The 16,990-nt window shown below is 55.1% G+C and carries 14 protein-coding genes and 1 pseudogene; 9 read left to right on the top strand and 6 right to left on the bottom strand.

Features of this window, described 5'->3' with window-relative positions; all coding sequences use genetic code 11:
- Window positions 1–323: 323 nt before the first annotated feature.
- The 4 genes from K5Q35_RS08065 to K5Q35_RS08080 form a co-directional block, all read right to left on the bottom strand.
- A complete protein-coding gene (locus K5Q35_RS08065; RefSeq protein ID WP_220799171.1) occupies window positions 324–3,320 on the bottom strand; it encodes a hypothetical protein in 2,997 nt (998 codons plus the stop codon).
- A 159-nt stretch (window positions 3,321–3,479) separates the two neighbouring features.
- Window positions 3,480–3,791: an AraC family transcriptional regulator gene (locus tag K5Q35_RS08070; RefSeq protein ID WP_220799172.1), complete on the bottom strand. Its 312-nt coding sequence runs from the start codon at window positions 3,789–3,791 to the stop codon at window positions 3,480–3,482.
- Window positions 3,792–4,460, bottom strand: coding sequence for an AraC family transcriptional regulator ligand-binding domain-containing protein (locus K5Q35_RS08075; protein WP_220799173.1), 669 nt, complete (start codon window positions 4,458–4,460; stop codon window positions 3,792–3,794).
- Between the two features lie 930 nt (window positions 4,461–5,390).
- Window positions 5,391–5,843 carry an Lrp/AsnC family transcriptional regulator gene (locus tag K5Q35_RS08080; protein ID WP_201766505.1) on the bottom strand — a complete coding sequence of 151 codons (453 nt, stop codon included), beginning with the start codon at window positions 5,841–5,843 and terminating at the stop codon, window positions 5,391–5,393.
- Window positions 5,844–5,975: 132 nt separating this feature from the next.
- Here K5Q35_RS08080 and K5Q35_RS08085 point away from each other — a divergent pair, with 132 nt between their 5' ends.
- Both K5Q35_RS08085 and K5Q35_RS08090 read left to right on the top strand, forming a co-directional pair.
- Complete coding sequence (locus tag K5Q35_RS08085; RefSeq protein ID WP_220799174.1) at window positions 5,976–6,950, top strand: threonine dehydratase; 975 nt, start codon at window positions 5,976–5,978, stop codon at window positions 6,948–6,950.
- Window positions 6,951–6,997: 47 nt separating this feature from the next.
- Window positions 6,998–9,307, top strand: coding sequence for a transketolase (locus K5Q35_RS08090; protein ID WP_259650515.1), 2,310 nt, complete (start codon window positions 6,998–7,000; stop codon window positions 9,305–9,307).
- Between the two features lie 215 nt (window positions 9,308–9,522).
- On the opposite strand, the gene K5Q35_RS08095 is transcribed toward K5Q35_RS08090, so the two are convergent.
- Entirely contained in the window at window positions 9,523–10,470 is a 948-nt protein-coding gene (locus K5Q35_RS08095; RefSeq protein WP_220799445.1) for a DMT family transporter, read from the bottom strand.
- Window positions 10,471–10,695: 225 nt separating this feature from the next.
- Between K5Q35_RS08095 and K5Q35_RS08100 the strand changes: the two genes are divergently transcribed.
- The 7 genes and pseudogenes from K5Q35_RS08100 to K5Q35_RS08130 all read left to right on the top strand — a co-directional run bounded on the left by K5Q35_RS08100 (window position 10,696) and on the right by K5Q35_RS08130 (window position 15,205).
- A complete protein-coding gene (locus tag K5Q35_RS08100) occupies window positions 10,696–11,508 on the top strand; it encodes an AraC family transcriptional regulator (protein ID WP_220799176.1) in 813 nt (270 codons plus the stop codon).
- 65 nt (window positions 11,509–11,573) lie between these two features.
- Window positions 11,574–12,296: a B3/4 domain-containing protein gene (locus K5Q35_RS08105; protein WP_220799177.1), complete on the top strand. Its 723-nt coding sequence runs from the start codon at window positions 11,574–11,576 to the stop codon at window positions 12,294–12,296.
- Window positions 12,247–12,897: a LysE family translocator gene (locus K5Q35_RS08110; protein WP_220799178.1), complete on the top strand. Its 651-nt coding sequence runs from the start codon at window positions 12,247–12,249 to the stop codon at window positions 12,895–12,897. The genes K5Q35_RS08105 and K5Q35_RS08110 overlap by 50 nt, the downstream gene beginning before the upstream one ends.
- 44 nt (window positions 12,898–12,941) lie before the next feature.
- Window positions 12,942–13,235 (top strand): chorismate mutase, encoded by a 294-nt coding sequence (locus K5Q35_RS08115; protein ID WP_259650517.1) that lies wholly within the window; start codon window positions 12,942–12,944, stop codon window positions 13,233–13,235.
- Window positions 13,236–13,486: 251 nt separating this feature from the next.
- Window positions 13,487–14,013, top strand: a pseudogene (locus tag K5Q35_RS08120) (tyrosine-type recombinase/integrase).
- Window positions 14,014–14,157: 144 nt separating this feature from the next.
- Window positions 14,158–14,571, top strand: coding sequence for an STAS/SEC14 domain-containing protein (locus K5Q35_RS08125; protein WP_013963101.1), 414 nt, complete (start codon window positions 14,158–14,160; stop codon window positions 14,569–14,571).
- A gap of 205 nt (window positions 14,572–14,776) precedes the next feature.
- On the top strand, window positions 14,777–15,205 hold the full coding sequence (locus K5Q35_RS08130; protein ID WP_220799180.1) for a cytochrome c: 429 nt from the start codon (window positions 14,777–14,779) through the stop codon (window positions 15,203–15,205).
- A 288-nt stretch (window positions 15,206–15,493) separates the two neighbouring features.
- On the opposite strand, the gene K5Q35_RS08135 is transcribed toward K5Q35_RS08130, so the two are convergent.
- The gene (locus K5Q35_RS08135) at window positions 15,494–16,957 is read right to left on the bottom strand and encodes a PLP-dependent aminotransferase family protein (RefSeq protein ID WP_220799181.1); all 1,464 of its coding nucleotides are present in this window, start codon (window positions 16,955–16,957) and stop codon (window positions 15,494–15,496) included.
- Window positions 16,958–16,990 lie beyond the last annotated feature (33 nt).

Here is a 16,990-nt window from a genome sequence, read left to right on the forward strand (position 1 = left end):
ATGCAAAAGCCAACGGCAGCTTTGACGGGTCGCACTGCAGAATGGCACTTGCCAATCGAATGGCAGTTCAGGCCGTTCCTCATCCGAGCGAAATGCGTCCAGCGCCTGGATGCCGCGTTTGCTCCAATGGCGGTAGCGAGCCCACTTTGTACATTCGATTTTCTCGCTGAGCTCGCTGCATGAAAATTGCGGCAGGTGCATATTACTCTGGGTCGTCAAGCGGTAAAAGAATCAATCCTTTTCCGGACCGTATCGGCAGCAGGCCATTCTGTGACACCCATGGGCAAACTAAGCTGCCCATGGGAAACCAACAGGACTATTGTTTAGCCGAAATCAAAACCAAGATCACCAAGCGTTGCGATAAATGCGCCATCCTCATCGAGCAGGCCAGAATTTGCGTCTGCGGTCAGGTTATCATCGGACAGATCCTCTGCTTGTAAGCCAAGGATCGTATAAGTGTGACCGCCATTGTTCAGAATTTCGATGACGAGGTTTCCTGCCTCTTCGGTGACCCCGACACTTGCCGCCGTCAATGCGCCGAAATCGAATGTGTCGGTTTCCAGATCGAAGTCAGAGACAATTTCCTGCACGCCCCATTCGTACTTGATTTCCAGCACATCGGGCGTGTCATCCGTCCCATCATCGGGTTCATCTTCGCCACCTCCCGTTGGCGTCATTGTCCCGGGACGGGCCTGTTCACCATCCGTCGTGGCACCAGCGGGTGCATTCGGGGTGAGTAACTCCGCGCGTGAAACAAGGCTGACGTCCTCCTGAGAAAATCCAAAGGAGTCTTCCAGGTTGTCTTCTATCACCTGATCGTGATGGAATTCCACAAGACCGGGAATAAGGTCAGCCAATGCAACATCCGTCAGAGTGAGGCTTTGGCCCGTCGGCAGACTTGAGATAACCAGCCCGTCCTCGCTGTCCTCAACGGTCAGTTGCTCGCGGGTACCAAAATACAGAAAGTTGATTTTCATCGTTGAAGGGTCGAAGCCGTCAACAGTTTCCTGCACCCCATACTCGTGACTGCGCACATAGACCGTGTCCGCTTCGCGTGGGCCGACTCCCTGCTCCCAGCTGATCACGCCGCCCATGTCCTGACGGAAATGCTCATTGCCGACGATGCCGAAATTATCGATGGTAACATCCTGATAGGTGATGTCCTGCACGATTTGGGCGGCAGGCGACCAAGGGCTGTCGATCACGATTTCGCCGGTTTCGGATTTGGTCACGATCATGCCGTGTACGGATGTCCCACCGAAATCGAGCGCGTCCCGTATCGGATCAAATCCAACGATATCGTCCGCATTACTGTCGGCTTTGAACCTGGTGCCACCTTCATCGGTCGTTCCGGTGCTTTCGACCGGATTGGAGCCGTCAGCATCATAGCTCGGCGACTCGATCGTGCCTTCACCCGGCGTAAAGATGACTGCCCCAAGGGTCGAGGCAACTTCGTTCAGGACACCTTCGTTGGAGATGGAAAAGTTGCCAAGGCTCAAATCGCTCAGACCAAAACCGGTCAGAATGATCTGTTTGATGGACCCCCCGTCACTGATTTCGATCCGGACAGTCTGCCCCAGAGCTTCGCCAGATTCCTCGAAAATCGCAAAGTTTTCGGCGTAGACGTCGCTCTCGATCTCGATCACATCCCCCATGCCCGGCATAAAGCCCGTGATCGTCTGCGCTGGCGTGGCAAGGTTGATGGATACGTGCATATGCGTGTGGCTGTGCCCACCGTCACCATCATCGCCCCCGTGGCCGTCATTGCCGTCGTCATGCCCACCATCGTCCCCACCGATACCATCACCAGAGCTGTCCTGAGCGATCAGCGACAGAATTTCCGCCTCGGCGGTCGCGTCCAGAATGGTGAAATTGGAAGGTGAAAGATCCGCCAGAGCGACACCGGACAAGGTCGTCGTCTGCGCATTTCCGACGATTGCAAAGGTCACGCCCGCGGCTGTCTCTTCGATCTCGAGCAGGTCAGACGAGACCCAGTCTACAAAGATCGTGTCATTTTCCGTGTCAAAGTCTGTAACGGTGACACTGGTCCCGTAGTCCCAAGTGATCACGACGTCCGCTGTGTCTTTGGTGACCCCCGCCGTGCCTTGTCCAAGGGTATCGTCAGAGCCGCCGCCTGCGTCGTCGCCCGCGCCGCTGTCCCCACCGGTATCGTCGTCACCCTGTCCACCATCGCCAGTGTTACCATCGCCGGAGTCCGCGTCACCGGTGCCGTCATCGCCCGTGTCGCCGTCTCCCGTACCGTCGCCCTCGTCATCGGCTGGATCGTCATCCTCTTCTTCACTGCCAACCAGCGCCAATACTTCCTGCGCTGCGGTCGCATCAAGGAATGTGAAATTTGCAGCCGTGAGGTCGTCAAGCCCGACACCTTCGAGGGTCAGTTTTTGCGCGTTGGACGGGATTTCGAAAACCGTGTTGCCCGCTATCTCCAAAACTTCCAGATCTGCCGCTCCGACCCACCCGACAAAGATCGTACCCGTATCGGCGTCAAAGTCAGAGATTGTAACATCCGCCCCATAGGACCAAGTAATGACAACATCTGCGTTTTCTGCTGTTACGCCGGCAGACCCGGCCGCTGAAGTACCCCCCGAGTTGTTCTCGTCAAAGATTGCGATCAATTCTTCGGATGGTGGCGCGTCAAAGCCGCCGAAACGTTCCATATAATTCAGGATGGACGTGCCGTTTTGATCGAACGACACAGCATCGCTGAGCAGGAGATCCAAGGTTCCAAAGGCACCGCGCAGGTGCGCGGCCGATAGCAAGCCCGTCATTGTGATGGTGACCGAGACTTCAACGCCAGCCTCTATGTAAGTGCGCGTGGTTCCCAAGTAGTCGTCAAGTGTCTGGCCCGCGTTGGCAAGGCCGTCTTCGATGGTTTTCAGATTGAAACCAAAGGCTTCACGGATCGCTAATTCCTGCGGCGCTTCGTTCTTGAAGTCGTCCAGCGAATTTATGCCGTTTTTGCCTGTCCATGTGCCTTCCCACGTGTTGGTGGGCGCGCCACCACCACCTCCGACAAGCCCATCGGCCTCATAATACCCAAGGTCGATCATCAGCGCCTCGCCGAACTGATACCCGACAAACCCCAGCGTATTTTCGGACCGGTAGGACATCTCCTCCCACTGCTCCGGGCTCATCTGGCCCCAGCTGGTCAGATCCGGGTAAAAATCGGACACAACGCCGCCCGCCCACTGGTTCAGCTGTGCATCAATAATGTTACCCGTCGCGTAGCGCGCACTGTCCCAGCCAGACTCAAACGTCCGCATGGCGTCAAGAAAATCCGCAAAAGTTCCGTTAGACATATCTGTTTCCTGTTTTGAAAGCGACGGGCGGGGCATCACATCATGTGGTGCAGCCTTCGTGCCTGAGTGAGGCAGATATGGGGGAACGAAATACATCCGTATTGTTATGAGGTGCCAATCTCTGTTGAATACACGCCATACGGGAACATCTTGTCGAGCTCAGTCAACAACGCGGTAGGACAGGCGATACTGGTTTGGTGTTTGACCGGTGGCCCTTTTGAAGGCGGCGCCAAATGCGCTTTGGTCGGAATACCCCAGCAAATAGGTGACTTCTGCCAGTGGCCTGTCGGTCTCGGCAAGCATTTGCCGCGCAGCAGAGATCCGTAGATTATCGCGCAGCATGCTGTAACTGGTGCCGTTGCGTGCAAGACGGCGGGCCAATGTGCGCCGCGACAACCCAAGCGCATCAGCCGTTTCTTCAATTCCGGGAGGGGTTCTCGTAAGATGATCTGCGACGTAGTTGATGACCAACTACTCCACGCTCAATGACGCCGGCGCAGTGTCACGCAACAAAATCCGTCCATAGCTGAACATCTCGCGATAAAGGTTCGGATCTCGGTTCATCACTGGCCGCCCAACGTCAGTCGAGCGCAGGACAACCGTGGTTACCGCCCCGTCAAACGAAACAGGACAACTGAAAAGGTCATTTAGGATTCCGGCATCAGCGGATCGCTGGTGAGCAAAGGTGACGGTGACAGGACAAATGGCGCTCTCTGAAGCCCGGCGCATCGAGTTGATCAGCATTGCTGCGCAAAACTCAACATATTGCGCATTCATGGCGACGTCTTTGATCCGATTGGCGAAATGGACCGAGACCTTGTCTGCTTCGCGCGTCATGCTCACTTTCGAGGAAGGCCGCATCAGGGGAAGAAAGCGCACAAGGTTCTGAAGCGCATGATCCAAGTTTTGAGAATTGAACAGCAAATAGGACAAGAGGCTTGTCTTGCGAACGTCGAGGCGAATTCCCGATTGAGCGCCCAGAAAGGGTTGATTGCTCCGACGCGATACGGCGTCCAGAAACTCTGCTTCCTTTCTCTGGTCGATTTTTTGCTCCGGATCTGTGAGATCCAGGCGATCCAGACCGAGGTCCCAAAGGACCGAACTCACATGAGGTGTGCCGGGACCCAAGTGATCGACCAAATGGCGCAGCCAGAAAACTGGGACAAGTTGGTTCGGTGGCGGGTTAGGTTGCATTTGTTTTCGACGGATTCGATGATGTATGCTCTGCAAGGCACTGTTGCATTAGTTTGGTCTGGTGCAACAGCATCCATCCACCTATTTGTTTATGTAGCCTCTTTGAACAGGTTTCCGGCGAAGGCGGTCTCGATCAGGACACCCGTTTCGTTATCTGCAAAGTGGTCCTTTTTTTGATCTGCGGGCCTCGATGCCTTTCAGTGAAGCTTTTGTATTAACTGAAGTTCTTGGCCACGTTTCCGATTTTGGGGACCGGTATGCTACGCAAATCATGGTTCAAGCACCACCGATTTCCGCAAGACGTCATCCGTTGCGCTGCGCGCTGGTAATTGCGGTATCCGCTGCCGTATCAAGTCGTTGTGGATCTGCTGGCTGAGCCTGGCGTGAGTGTGGCTCGATCCACGGTTTACCGCGGGGTTCAGGAATTCGGACCTGAACGGATCAAAACGAGCCGAAAAACATCTGCGCCGAACAAGTGTTGAATTGCATGTGCCCTCGTAACAAATCACTTCGTGACCGCCTGCCGAGTAATAGACGAGACCTATATCCGCTTCGGTGCGGTCCACATGCCGCAGCAGACCATGTACTACTTCTATCGTAACGCGACGGCCAAGCTTAACTACGCGGGCACCACCTTTCTGCTCCACCCGATGCTCTCATCGAAAGGAGCATTGCCGTCTTTCGCGGGGATTGAGGCAACGCACTGTACTATCGACCTTGGTATGGCCAAGAGCGTAGCAACGAGCCGGATGGCGGTTTTCCTAAAGCACTAAAACGCATTATCTCTGCATATGCATTGGGCCGCAAAGATCCCATTTCTACCAGGCTGTTGCAACGCAGCGAATGTCGGCTTCTAAAGAGATCAAAACGCGATCCCTAGGGAATTCTTGACGCCTTTGCCTTAACCCGCCGCAATGGAATTGATGACTCGATGGAAGATACGCCCCGCACTTTTGTCAGTCTTTGAGTTAAAAACCGTTCAAATTCCCTTAGGTCGGTTGTTGCGATGCGCATCAAATAATCGCGCGTTCCAGTCATCAGCCAGCAATCGAGAACTTCTTCGAACGCAGCGACGGCTGCCTCGAATGTTGCAAGTGCTTCATCGACTTGTTTGTCCAGTTGCACCGAGACGAAGACAGTCACAGGATACCCGAGCGCGTCATCGTCAAAGCGCGCGTTGTAACCGGTAATCAAACCGCCATCTTCAAGCGCCCGCACGCGACGCGCGACAGGTGTGGCGCTTAGCCCAACGGCGTCGCCAAGGTCACTCATGCTGATGCGGCCATCAGCAGCCAGACGGCGCACGATTCGTTTGTCAATATCATCCATTACGATGCTTTCTGTCACAAAATCAAAAGAACCTGAAGGATACATCCAATATTATGACCTCAATAAACGAAAGTTGCGAGAATATGAGTTCTCCTTTCTGCTAAATCTCGAATAATCTCGAAGGACTCCACGATGCCACTCTTTAACCGTACCGAACTAGAAGCCGCCGCTGGCCTTGTTCATCACCATATGTCGCCAACGCCGCAATATACGTGGCCTTTGTTGAACCAAGAAATTGGCACCGAGGTATGGGTGAAACACGAAAACCATACACCAACGGGTGCTTTTAAGGTACGCGGCGGGGTGACGTATATCGACCATCTGAAACGCTCTCAGCCTGATATACGCGGCATTTGCACCGCCACACGTGGCAACCACGGCCAGAGCCAAGCCCGCGCGGCGTCGGCTGCAGGGCTGATTGCCAAGATTTATGTGCCCGAAGGTAATTCGTCAGAAAAGAACGCGGCCATGGCAGCGTTCGGTGGCGAGGTTATCGTGTATGGCCCCGACTTCGACGTTGCCCGCATGGAGGCCATGCGCGTTGCCGAGGACGAAGGGCTGGCCCCCGTGCCGCCGTTTCACCCTGAACTTGTTCGCGGTGTCGCGTCCTATGCGCTCGAGTTTTTCACCGCAGCGCCTGAACTGGACACTGTGTATGTGCCCATCGGCTGCGGGTCTGGCATCTGCTCAGTTATTACCGTGCGCGATGCATTGGGGTTGAAAACCAAGGTCGTCGGTGTCGTGTCTACTGAGGCGCAGGCCGCCAAACTATCCTTTGAAGTGGGTCGACTGATTGAGACGAATTCGGCAAATACCTTTGCCGATGGCATGGCCGTGCGCATTCCGGTGCAGGGTGCCTTTGACATCTATTCCAAGGGAGCGGAGCGGATCGTTGCAGTGAGTGATGCGGAAGTGGCCGAGGCGATTAGGGCTTACTACCGTTGCACGCATAATGTCGCCGAAGGTGCAGGTGCCGCACCATTGGCAGCCTTGATGCAGGAACGCGAAGCGATGCGCGGCAAGCGTGTCGGCGTTATCCACTGCGGTGGCAATATCGACACCGAACAGTTCATCACTGTTCTGAAGGGTGGAGTACCGCAGGTTTGACCCATCTCAAGACGGTAGAACAGCGCCTGTTGTGGCTGTCCCATTGGATGATCCACAACGCCAACCACTTGCGCCCCAAGAAGGACGGGATCAAGGTCGGCGGGCATCAGGCATCGTCCGCCTCGATGGTCTCCATCATGACTGCGCTCTACTTTGAGGTGCTGCGAGCGGAAGATCGCGTCGCTGTCAAACCCCACGCCTCACCGATTTATCATGCGATGCACTATCTGATGGGAAATGTGACACGCGAAAAGATGGAGAATTTTCGAGGGTTCGGTGGCGTACAAAGCTATCCGTCGCGCACCAAAGATACCGATGATGTTGATTTTTCAACGGGTTCGGTAGGGCTGGGTGTGGCAATCACGTCATTTGCGTCGATCATCCAGGACTACGTCCACGCTAAGACGTGGGGCAGGGACATTCCCATGGGCCGAATGATCGCGCTGATGGGTGATGCGGAACTGGATGAAGGCAACATTTACGAATGTCTGCAAGAAGGTTGGAAACATGATCTGCGCAACACGTGGTGGGTGATTGATTACAACCGTCAATCGCTTGATGGCATCGTGCGGGAAGGGCTGTTTGAGCGCGCGGAGAAGGTATTCGAAGCGTTCGGATGGGATGTTGTTCGGATCAAATACGGCGCTTTGCAGCGGGCCGCTTTTGATGAGCCGGGCGGCGACAAGCTACGCGCGTGGATCGACGGGTGCCCGAACCAGCTCTATTCGGCGCTAACCTACATGGGTGGTGCCGTATGGCGCAAACATTTGATGGATGATTTGGGTGATCAGGGTGATGTGACGGCCTTGCTGGACGCACGCAATGACGATGCATTGGCCGCGTTGATGGAAAATCTTGGCGGAAACTGCGTGGAGACAATGGCGGCGACTTTTGGAGCGGTGGACCACGACCGGCCGGTTTGCTTTTTGGCGTACACGGTCAAAGGATGGGGTACGCCGATTGCCGGACACAAAGACAACCACGGCGGTTTGATGACAAAGGCGCAAATGGCCGCGTGGCAGTCTGACATGGGCGTGCCAGAGGGGGCTGAATGGGAGCTGTTCGCCACGGTTGATGACGTTTCAGCTTTCACAGCCTACCTCAAAGACGTGCCCTTCTTCGCCAAAGGACCACGGCGCTTTAGTGATGAGGTTTTGCCCGTTCCGCAAATCGCGATGACCAGTGATCGCGAAATTTCCACACAAACGGGATTTGGTAAAATCCTCGATGATCTGTCAAAAGGCGACAGTGGCTTGGCCGCTCGTATCGTGACCATGTCACCGGATGTGACGGGTACGACGAACCTTGGAGCGTGGGTGAACCGCCGCAAACTGTTTGCACGCCGCGCGCAGGCCGACACGTTCAGAGATCACCGCATCCCTTCGACGGCGAAATGGGAATTTGCGCCGGACGGCCAGCATATCGAACTCGGCATTGCGGAAATGAACCTGATGCTGGTGCTCGGCGCTGCAGGGCTGTCCCATTCGCTTTTTGGCAAACGGTTGATCCCTATTGGCACGGTCTATGACCCTTTCGTATCTCGCGGTTTGGATGCGTTAAATTACGCTTGTTATCAGGATGCCCGCTTTATGGTGGTGGGCACACCGTCGGGCGTAACCTTGGCCCCTGAAGGCGGCGCGCACCAATCCATCGCATCTCCTTTGATCGGGATGTCGCAAGACGGGCTCGCCGCGTTTGAACCGGCCTTTGTCGATGAACTGGCAGTGATCATGAAATGGGCCTTTGATTACATGCAACGCGATGGAAGTGGCGATCCAGACGAGCGCACATGGCTGCGCGATGAAACAGGTGGCTCGGTCTATCTGCGACTGACGACAAACCCCATCGAACAGCCCGGCACGCGCGTTGATGACTCGTTTCGTCAAGGCGCGATTGATGGGGCCTATTGGTTGCGTAAGCCGGGGCCAAATTGTGAAGTCGTCATTGCCTACCAAGGTGCCGTTGCACCCGAAGCAATCGCCGCCGCTGGTATGATTGGCGAATATCGCCGTGACATCGGGGTACTGGCCGTCACGTCAGCGGATCGCCTCAATGCAGGATGGACCGCCGCCCAACGGGAACGCGTACGTGGCAACGGGCAGGCTATCTGCCATATTGAGAAGCTTTTGGGTGAATTGCCCCGCAGTTGCAGCCTCGTCACAGTCATCGACGGTCATCCTGCAACACTGTCATGGCTTGGCGCGGTTGCGGGCCACAAAACTATTTCCCACGGTGTTGAGCACTTTGGCCAGACCGGATTGATCAAGGATCTTTACCGGCATTTCCGAATTGACCGGTACTCCATTCAGGAATCGATAAGCGCGTTAACTGTCGGGGGCTCTTGTTCGGAAAAGTAAGGGCCTTAGCTGAATTCTTGGTGCACATCATCTCTGGTTTAGAATTTTTCCTTAAGCAGACCGTCGCGCAGTTGCGGTCAAAGGGCGCTTTGTCCCGCAGACCGCTCTTTGACCAACCCCTGAATTGGTGCTTGCAGCGAATGTTTGGGACGCGGGCCGCGACTGCAGCAATTCCAAACAGTACTTAAGCTCGGCTATGGGCGGTGGATGTGATCTTAGACTAGTGTCGCTGCGCGTGCTGTGATCAACTGTCTGGCTGCGATCCTTTCACGATGGATCATGTACAGCCCTGCAGATATGATTATTCCGATGCCGAGCAGGCTCAGCATGTTTGGGAAATCGTTGAACACCAGATACCCAAATATAGTTGCCACCGGCAGTTCGAAGTACTGCAGAGGTGCAACTGTTGCAGATGGTGCAAACGACAGAGCATAGGTCATCATCATGTGGCTCACAGTTGCAAAAAATCCGGCTCCGAAGAGCCAAAGCCAGGCAATGTCTTCCGGCCAGACAGGGTCAAATAGCGCTGATCCGGAACCTTTTGCCAGCAGCAAGACCGGAAGACAAAACAGACTGGCGATCAGGCCTGTGTGAAATTGCAATGCTACGGGATGCATTCGTCGCGACAGGCTGCGCGTCACAAGTATGTAGGCGGCGAAGGCGACTGCGGTTCCAAGAGGAATTATAGCGATCGCACCAAAGGCTACAAAACTGGGCTGGATGACGAACAGAACACCGACAAATCCCACAAGTGCCGCGCCGACCCGGCGTGGACCAACCTCTTCATCAAGGTAAAACTTGCCGACTAACAAAACAATGAATGGGGCTACGAATACGATTGCCAGGGCATCGGCAAGCGGCATTACGCGGATTGCGGCAATGAAGCAAAATGTGGCGAATAGCAAAAGCAAGGCTCGGGCGATGAGGGTCAAGATCTGTCCTTGCGGCACGCGCAAGGACACTCCCATCGCCCAGACAAAGGGAGCCATAAGAGCGCACTGTACAATGAATCGCGCCGCTGTAATCTGTCCGACTGGCACGCTCGCTGAAGCAAGCTTTGCGGCGACATCCAACAAAGGAGCGGTCAAACAGAACCCAAGCATAAGCGCCACACCGACGAGTATACGATCTGTAGATTGAGGAGTGGCAGCGACAGTGCTCATCCGCCCACTAACAGACATTGCTAACTGCTTGTCTACCCTCAAAACGATACTGCAATCGATGCCTGCATTGCAGTATTTCGCCCCAACCGCGGGCGTCCAACCGTAGCGTAGCATGCTAAAAGACCAGAGGTCGGCAGTGCGGACAAAGCTGCCGTCCTTTGCGCGCGTTAGAATGCCCGGTTTCTAGTATCTTGGCCGTTGCAAATAGACCTTTGCAAAGCATCTATGCTATCAAAGCTTATGCACAAATCAGCGCGCCATCAAACCATTCTTCCCGGGATAGACGCGATCTCGATCAAGTCGGATCGCACATTCCCACGCCATTCTCACGACGAGTTCGGGTTCGGATATGTTGTCGATGGAGGGCAGGAAAGTTGGAGTAGTCGCGGTCTGGTGGAGGCTGAGGCAGGCGATACGATCACAGTGAACCCTGCCGAATTGCATGACGGAACTGGTCGCGAGGGGCACCCACGCCACTGGCGGATGTTATATCTCACTCCCGCTGCGATTGCAGAACTCAGCGACATTCCGGTTGAAAATGCGGAGTTCTCACGTCCGGTCAACAAGTCCAGACGTGCTTTGAGGCTGGCCGTAGATGCTATCAAATCCACGACGCTTGACCAACCCAACCGAGATCATGCTGAGCAGTTGATGATCCTAGCGCTCGCCGAGCAGCTTCAGCCAACTGGAAGCGACAACATTGCTCAGGCCTCCCACCGCTCGAACGAAGTCCAGACCGTCCTCGATATGATATTCCAGAACTGGGCAGCGCCTCTGTCTCTCGCTGATTTTGCGGCAGAGACGTGCACCAGCAAGTTCCAGCTTCTTCGCAGATTTGCGCGCGAGTTGGGAGCAACCCCCCATGCATATCTCACCCAGCATCGCGTGAAACGGGCGAAAGACATGATCATGGCAGGAACATCGCTTGCAGACACGGCCATTGCCTGCGGATTCTCTGATCAAAGCCATCTGACACGAACCTTCTCCCGCCAGCTAGGTCTGACGCCGGGATGCTTTGCCCGATCAGCCATCCACTGACCTGCAATATCGTTCAATACCAATGCACTTAAGTCGTGCAAGCTGTCCTAAAAATGAGGGACAGAATGCAATTTCTCTATTCTCGATACATGCAGCACACCTTCCCTGACAGGGTGACGGGGGTCGTCGAACTGGACGGCATCGGACCGGATGCCATGGCTAAAGCTGAGGTCGCGACACTGACTGCGCGGGCTTTGATGCGGCTGAAAGCGGGGGTAGAAGGCGGTTTTCCCGAGATACAGGCTTGGCGGCGTGCCTATTCAACGATGGGGCTGAAACCAACCCAATATCGTTGTGCCTCCGAGGCGCTGCTAAGACGTTTGCGAAAGAATGGTTCGCTGCCTACGCTGCATCCCTTGATTGACCTGTGCAACGCCGCCTCCGTGGCCTACGCTATTCCTGTCGCAGTATTCGATCTCGATCATGTGGCTGGTGATCTTGAGGTGAGGCAAGCGAAAGGCAACGAAACCTACATCGCATTTTCCGGCGAGACTGAAACGCCAGACCCGGGCGAGGTCATCTTCGCGGACGACGACGGCTACGCCCACGCACGCCGATGGGCAAACCGTCAGAGCCGCAAATCGGCTGTTTCCGCCGAGACGAAAAGCGCCCTGATCGTTACGGAAGCAATGCATGAAGGCGGCGCAGAGGATGTAGAGAAGCTCACGAATGAACTCTCGGCGCTGATCGCTGACACTCTCGAGGTCGCAGGCCAGACGGAGTTACTACTGCACCCTGATGCCATCTTTGCTTCGGGAAAAGCCGGAGGCGGTGGTCGTGTGGGTTGAATTCCTGATCACCTCCCTGATCGTCGTTGTCGCGCCGGGCACAGGCGTGATCTACACTGTCGGTGTGGGCCTGGCCCGAGGCACGGCAGCTAGCTTTGCCGCTGCAGCGGGCTGCACCTGCGGAATCATACCGCATATGGCAGCGGCCATCGCCGGGCTTGCAGCGCTTCTGCATACCAGCGCGGTTCTGTTCCAGACCTTCAAATGGGCGGGCATTCTCTATCTCCTCTATCTGGCCTGGTCGATCCTGAAGGACGACGGTCCGATCCAGTTCAAAGCAGAAGGGAACACCGGCCCGCTCAATCAAGTGGCTATGACAGGATTCCTAGTCAACATCCTGAATCCCAAGTTGTCCATCTTCTTTCTGGCGTTCCTGCCGCAATTCATTCCTGCCGATAGTGCCTCGCCGTTGGCGCAAATGTTCATCTTGAGTTTTGTATTTATGGCGATGACCTTTGCGGTCTTCATCTTTTACGGCGCGTTTGCATCGAGGGTCCGGCTCTATGTTCAGCGGACGCCATCCGTTTTTACCTGGCTAAAGAGGGGTTTCTCAGCTGCGTTCCTATTGTTGGCCATGCGGCTGGCCATTCAAAGCAACTAACGTGAGGTTTGAAGATGAGAAAGACACCAGACCAATGCAACTCTATGGCGGAGCTTCGAAACGAAATCGACAGGATCGATGATGAACTGATTTTACTTCTCGCGAAACGTTGCCAGTATGTCGACCGAGCTACTGTCCTCAAAGTTGTGGAGCGCTTACCACCCAAGACAGAAGACAGAATTGCTCAGGTTTTGGCAGCCGTCCGTCGGAGAGCATCTCAAGCTGGACTGGATGAAGCGCTCGCGTCACATATTTGGTCAATACTGATTGACTGGGGGGTCGCGTATGAAGCCGACCGCATGGGTATCGACGAACACGCGCTCCCTTCGAACCGATAGAACGAGAGCAGTCGTTCGTCCGCCATGCAGCATCATGCAGTTTGGGCTCATTGCCGACTTCGAAGACAGCGCAGCAAGGTTGTGATATGGTGCCTTGTCAACGTCGGGTTGTCATTGGGAGGGCATGGCGGATCGGAGGATCAGTTATGGAAACACCAAACCTGCCAGCCGTTTGCGCACTTCGCCCTGCATGGAACAAGTGTCGCATTGTCGGTTAGAAACGCCCGCCAAAGCCAAAGTATGTATGGACAATCCGACTTCGACTTGAACTTGCCGAGAACCATCGCGACCTCGCACTGTTCAACATGGCAATCGATAGCAAGCTGCGCGGATGCGATCTGGTCAAGATGAAAATCGTCGATGTCATGACGTCCGGCCAGATCAAAGAGCGGGTATCGGTACTGCAGAGCAATACATAGAAACCTGTGCGCTTCGAGATTTCAGAAGGCACATGCGCTTCGGTCGAAAAGGGGATGGAAGACCATCTAATGGTTGGTTCTGAACACCTTTGGTCTGCCGTTTCCATGAGCATCTGCACATTTTGACCCGCCAATATGCGCGGATCGTCCGGGATTGGGTGACTTCGATCGGTTCCGAGGCAAGCGCGCATGGAACTCATTCAAAGCGCAGAACCAAGGTTACTCAGATCTACACGTAGACCGGCAACCTCAGAGCTGTTCTGCTCCTCCTTGGCCACGCCAAGACGGACAGCACAGTCCGATATCTTGGTGTGGAACTTGAGGATGCCTTGAGCATTGACGAAGCGATCGAGATCTAGCGCTGACGGGTCGCCGTCACGGGTGGCCCAGATGAGACATTCGCAGTGCCACTTTAAACATAGACGGAACGTTATTGATGTGGGTCAACGACACGCAGGCCCAAAGCATATAGCTTTTGCTGACAGGAGAGGAGGTCTCTGAAAATGTTGAAAATCTCGAAATTATCGGCAGATCGTCTGGACTTGGAACTTTCAGGTGCTCTTGACAGGGAGGCCATGCAAGCGGGGCTCGACGACCTGATCGAGCAATCGAAGGATATCACCCATGGTAAGATGCTCTATAAGGTTCTGGATTTTGAGATGCCGACCATGGGTGCGCTCGCCGTTGAACTGCGGCAGATGCCAAAACTCTTCGGCTTGATCAACAAGTTTGATAAATGTGCGGTGCTTTCCGACGTCGCATGGATTCGAACGGTTGCGGAGATCGAAGGCGCGGTTATCCCCTCGTTTGAGATCAAAAGCTTTCCGCTCTCGGCCGCCGCCGCTGCAGAGCACTGGCTGGATGGTCAGATCAAAGAAGACGGCGGGGAGGAAGCAGATGAGAACTTCCCAGTCTAACATGGCGCAGGCGCGAAGATCATTCGGGCCGTTCGCCCAGCGAATGCGCAATTCGGAGTACCTGGCGTGGAAAGGCTTGCCCCCAACCCGGGACTTTGTCTGATGTTTTCGAACAGCCCACCGCCCGTCTCCGTGATTTTACGAGGGGGTTGGTGTCGTGGGGGTGTAAGCCAACATCACGCAGCAACAAAACGGAGCAGCGAATATGCGAAGAACAAATTTGGCCTTGCTTGTGCTCGGCAGCACCTTAATGGCGCTGGCGTCATGTATGAGCCCGGACGGACAAGATGAAGCGATGCCCACCCGGGCTGACGGCGCGGCGTTCTTCGCTGCAAACTGCGTGTCTTGTCATGGCGCGGGTGGCCAAGGGGTGGGCACCACCGCAGACGGGCTTGCCGTCTTGCCACCCAATCTGACGTTATTGAGCGCAGAAAACGATGACCGGTTTCCAGCGGCACGTGCACTGAGCTACATTTATGGCGACCCGCAAAACAGCCATCTTGCGCGCGTCATGCCGCAGTTTGGCGGAGAGATGGCTGAAGATCTCGTTCCGGTGGACATAGAAGGTGTGCTGACACCAACACCCAGAGAGCTTGCTGGCTTGTTGGTCTATTTGGAAAGCATCCAGCAGTAGAGCAACACGTATAGGTCAGAGGCAGGCCATCGAGAAAGAAGCTTCAAGCGACAGCCGGCCATTCTGCCAACTCTGGATGCCGCGCCGATTTTCTGCGAGGCGATCAACCCTTTACGGCCATTGAGACACGGACGGACCAAAGCTGACATTTGCCGATTGTCTGGTATGCTGCGGCGGCACTCTTCATGGTCGCCTTTCGCTGCAGCTACTCGATTTGGGTGCTGCCGAAGGTATCAAGAGCGGGACAAAACGAGCTTTCGCTGGGACCGCGCCAATGTCTCCTTTTCACTATCCTCTAGCATTTGAACCGTTTGCTTTTGCAAGTTCGGTTAGAAGTTGGTTCAGCTTATGAGCCGCCGTACTGATGATCATCTCATCGAACGCCGCATAGCCAAGGACAAGGCCTTGTGGAGGGTCGGGCAGGATGCAATGCGAAGACAAAGCCTTCACATGCAGACCCTTTTCCCGAGCAGTGTTTGAGATCAACTTGTCCGTTGCGTGATGTCGAAGACTTGGCAAAAGGGATGCGCAAATGTGCATACCAGAAGGATCCGGCGCAACATTGATCAGACTTGCGGACTCCTGCAACTCAGCAATCAGATGTGCTTGTCGCCTCGCATAGGTGCGTCGCATACGTCTCAGGTGAACGGCAAATTCTCCACTTTCCATGAATGTGGCCAAAGCAGGTTGCGGTACAAGGGACGCGCGCGACCCAAACTGGGCCAGATAGTCCTGCGCGGACGATATCAGCGCATCTGGCAAAACCAAATAGCCAAGACGCAACGCAGGGCTCAGCAATTTCGAAAAACTGCCGAGATAAATTGATCGTTTCAAGCCATCCAGCCCAGCCAGCGACGGCAGGGGGTGGCCCTGATACCGAAACTCACTGTCATAATCATCCTCGATGATAAGCGCGTTTGCCCGCGCGGCCCAGGCGAGCAGCGCCGTTCGTCTCGGCATTGGCATGGAAATCCCTGTCGGATAATGTCGCGACGGCGTGACAATCGCCACTGAAGCTGCGCCTGTAATCTTGTCGGCATCAAATCCGTGCTCATCAATGCGGATAGGTTGTACTTGCGCCCCAAGCGAGCCAAGAACGTGGCGCAATGTGTGCCAACCGGGGTCTTCGATGGCGGCATGTGCATCCGATCTGTGCACGCCGCGAAAGATGATCTCGAATGCCTCCGATGCGCCGGACGTCACTAAGACTTGCTCGGGCCGGCAGTCAAGCTCGCGCCAAGCAGACAGGTGATTGCTGATCGCTTGCCGCAAAGGATACCAGCCAAACGGATCGGGCTTGCCAAGCAAAGCGCTGTCAGGCTTCGCCCATGCCTTTTCGATATGCCGGGACCAAAGCCGGTGCGGAAACAGCGACTGATCAGGGATGCCTGATTGAAAGGGCACCCACGCTTGCAGCGGCTCCGGGCGGTCGTTCGAGGTACGCACCGGTGGCGCAAGGTGCGGTATTTGATCCGCCACATACGTGCCGCCGCCCATTTTCGTGTGCAGATAACCTTCACTGATCAACTGGTCATACGCCCCGACAACAGTTGTCCGGGACACCGATAATTCCAGTGACAGGACGCGGCTTGACGGAAGGCGTAGACCAGATGGGGCCTGCGTCTCGTTCAGCAAAGTTCGCAGAGCGCTGATGAGTTGTGCCTGAAGGCTCATGTGCGACGAACGGTCCAGATTGAGCCGAAATAGGGCAGCATCCAAATTGGACTGATTTTTATTTACGGTATTGGACATTTCTAAGTATCCAATAAACCGCTACCTGTCGTC

It is taken from the genome of Roseobacter sp. OBYS 0001, from assembly GCF_019654895.1.
Classification (GTDB): Bacteria; Pseudomonadota; Alphaproteobacteria; order Rhodobacterales; family Rhodobacteraceae; genus Roseobacter; species Roseobacter litoralis.